At 55.6% G+C, this 2,922-nt stretch carries 1 protein-coding gene; it reads right to left on the bottom strand.

Annotated elements, in window-relative coordinates; translation table 11 throughout:
- Window positions 1-2,857, bottom strand: a 2,857-nt coding sequence (locus QM609_RS29065; RefSeq protein WP_283337654.1) for a non-ribosomal peptide synthetase, incomplete at its 3' end; no start/stop codon positions are given.
- Window positions 2,858-2,922 lie beyond the last annotated feature (65 nt).

Genomic DNA, 2,922 nt, shown 5'->3' with positions numbered 1-2,922 from the left:
CCCTAAACACCGCAGCCTCGAACACCGGCTCCGGCAACAACTTCCGATCCAACTTCCCCGAAGCATTCAGCGGAAACGCATCCAACACCATGATCTGCGACGGCACCATATACGACGGAAGGACTTCTCGTGCCGAGTTCAGAACTGCCGAAGAATCCACCGCAGTTCCGATGACGTACGCAATCAGGCTGTCACCGAACACGGCATCGGTATGCAAGACAACAACCGCGTCCGCAACTGAGTCGTGAGCGATCAATGCGGACTCGATCTCGCCAAGTTCGATACGTTGCCCACGCAACTTCACCTGGAAATCCGAACGACCGATGTACTCCAACTCCCCAGATGAATTCCAGCGCACAAGATCGCCTGTGCGGTACATCCGGTCGCCAACAGCCCCGAACGGATTCGCCACGAACCTGTCCGCAGATAGGTCGGCCCGTCCATGGTAACCACGGCTCAGCTGCGGCCCAGCCAGATATAACTCGCCCGAAACACCCACCGGCACCATGTTCAGCGCGGAATCGAGCACAGCGACTCCTGTACCTGCAACAGGTTCACCGATAGGTACCCGCGAAAACTCGCTAACTGCCTCCCAAGCAGTAACTACTTCGACCTCCGCCGGCCCATACCAGTTGTGCAGTTCCGCTGCCCCATACGCAGCGAACTGACGCACGGTAGCAGCACTCAATGCCTCGCCAGCAACGAACACCCTGCGTACCGAGTCACTCATCGGCGCTGAAATCGCGGACATGTACGCGTTCAGCATCGACGGAACGAAATGCACCGTCGTTACGCGATGCTCCTCGATGGTCTTCGCAATGTAATCGGCGTCTCGGTGTCCGTCCGGAATCGCAATGACCAGCCTGGCACCGGTCTGAAGGGTCCAGAACAATTCCCACACCGATATGTCGAACGTGATAGGTGTCTTGTGCAAAACCACGTCAGACTCGTCCAGTCCGTATCGCATTTGTGCCCAGAGCAACTGATTTACCGTCGCACGGTGCGTAAGAGTTACGCCCTTCGGTCTTCCTGTGGAGCCTGACGTAAAGATCAAGTACGCAGTGTTTTCCGGCCGCAGCGGAAGGTGTCGATCTTGGTCCGCAACCGCACGTGCAGACACGGTTCTCAAGTCCAGCGCGCAGACATCTACTACTTGTCGGCCCGCGGATTCGAATCCGTCGCGTTCGGTAGTCAGTATAAGCAGAGGCGCTGCCGTCTCCACTATGTGCGCGATTCGATCGGCCGGGTGATCGGGGTCGATCGGAACGTAAGCACCACCTGCTTTAAGAACAGCATATAGCGCGACCACCAACTCGACGCTTCGCGATATAGCAACTCCGACAAATACTTCCGGACCAACTCCGACAGAGATCAAATACCGGGCGAGCTGGTTGACGCGTGCATCGAACTGTCCGTACGACAATTCTGTCTCATTGAACGAGATCGCAATCGAATCCGGTGTGCATACGACTTGCTTGTCGAACAACGAAACGAGCGTCTCGTCTACACAATCAACAGACTCGTGCGAAACAGCCTTAGACACAAGCTGTTTGCGCTCCTCGGAAGAGAGAATCTCGATCGCGGCCAGGCACACCGTGGACGTCGAGGTAATCGCCTCCAATATCCGAAGTAAACGATCGACGATTGCCTGAATCGTCACCCCATCAAACAGGTCGGTCGCATAGTCGAACGACCCGTAAAGTCCTGCAGGAACGGCATTTTCAGTCGCACGCTCCGACAAAGTGATCTGCAGATCGTATTTCGCTGTACCAAGATCGGCCTCGACTGCTGCTACCGATAGACCCGGCAGTTCGAAGCGATTCTGTTCAAAGTTTTGGAACACAAGCAATACTTGAAACAGGGGTGAATGGGCAGTCGAACGAAGCGGATCCAGTTCGTCCACGAGCCATTCAAAGGGGACAGCAGAGTTGGCAAACGCAGTGAGATCATTTTCCCGCACCTCGCGCAAAAATGATTCGAAACTTGCAGCATGGTCAAGCCTCGTTCGCAGCGCAAGAGTGTTAACAAACATTCCGACAAGTTGATCGAGCGCCGCTTCCCCTCGACCGGCAACTGGTGTTCCCACGACAATGTCGGCGGAGTTGCTCAGCTTCGAGAGAAGTATCGCAACCGCAGCATGAACCACCATAAAGATGGTTGCGTTATTCGTCTTCGCCAATCTTAAGAGATCGGTATGTAGCTCCGCCCCGATTTCGAATTCGAACGCTTCTCCTCGCATCGACTGTACAGCCGGTCGCGGCCGGTCGGAGGGCAACTCAAGGACAGTCGGAATGTCCGCCAGTTGCGTGCGCCAGTATGCAATCTGCTTATAAGCAACCGACTTCGGGTCATCCACGCTACCGAGAACATCTCGTTGCCACAACGCGTAATCCGCATACTGCACCGCCAACGGTGCCCACCCCGGAACCTCACCCCGAGAACGAGCCTCGTACGCAACCATGACATCACGACCCAGTGGTGCAATCGACGAGCCGTCGCCCGCGATGTGATGGATAACAACAACGAACACGTGAGTATTGCTATCCAGTGCAAACAATTTGACACGCACCGGGGCTTCGGCTTTGACATCAAAACCGCGCTGCACAATCTCCGACACGTGAATCATCACGGAGCCCTTATCCACGACAACCGGATTCAGATCGAGTCGCAGGTCGGTTGCTGGCAAGACAACCTGCATCGGCCCTTCTGAATCAGTTGGGTACCAAGTCCTTAACGACTCGTGCCGTGACAAAACGTCCCAAACCGCTGCTTGCAGTGCCTCGATATTGAGTTCGCCGATCAATTGAATCGCAAGCGGCACGTTGTAGACGGCTGAGTGCGGATCCAGCTGGTTCAAGAACCACATACGCTGCTGCGCCAACGACAACGGAATCCGCTCCGGACGCACCATCGCCGTCAACG

This window comes from Rhodococcus sp. IEGM 1302, assembly GCF_030056935.1.
Taxonomy (GTDB): Bacteria; Actinomycetota; Actinomycetes; order Mycobacteriales; family Mycobacteriaceae; genus Rhodococcus_F; species Rhodococcus_F qingshengii.
Note: the sequence above shows the minus strand (reverse complement) of the source record. Positions and strands in the feature narration are given on the sequence as shown.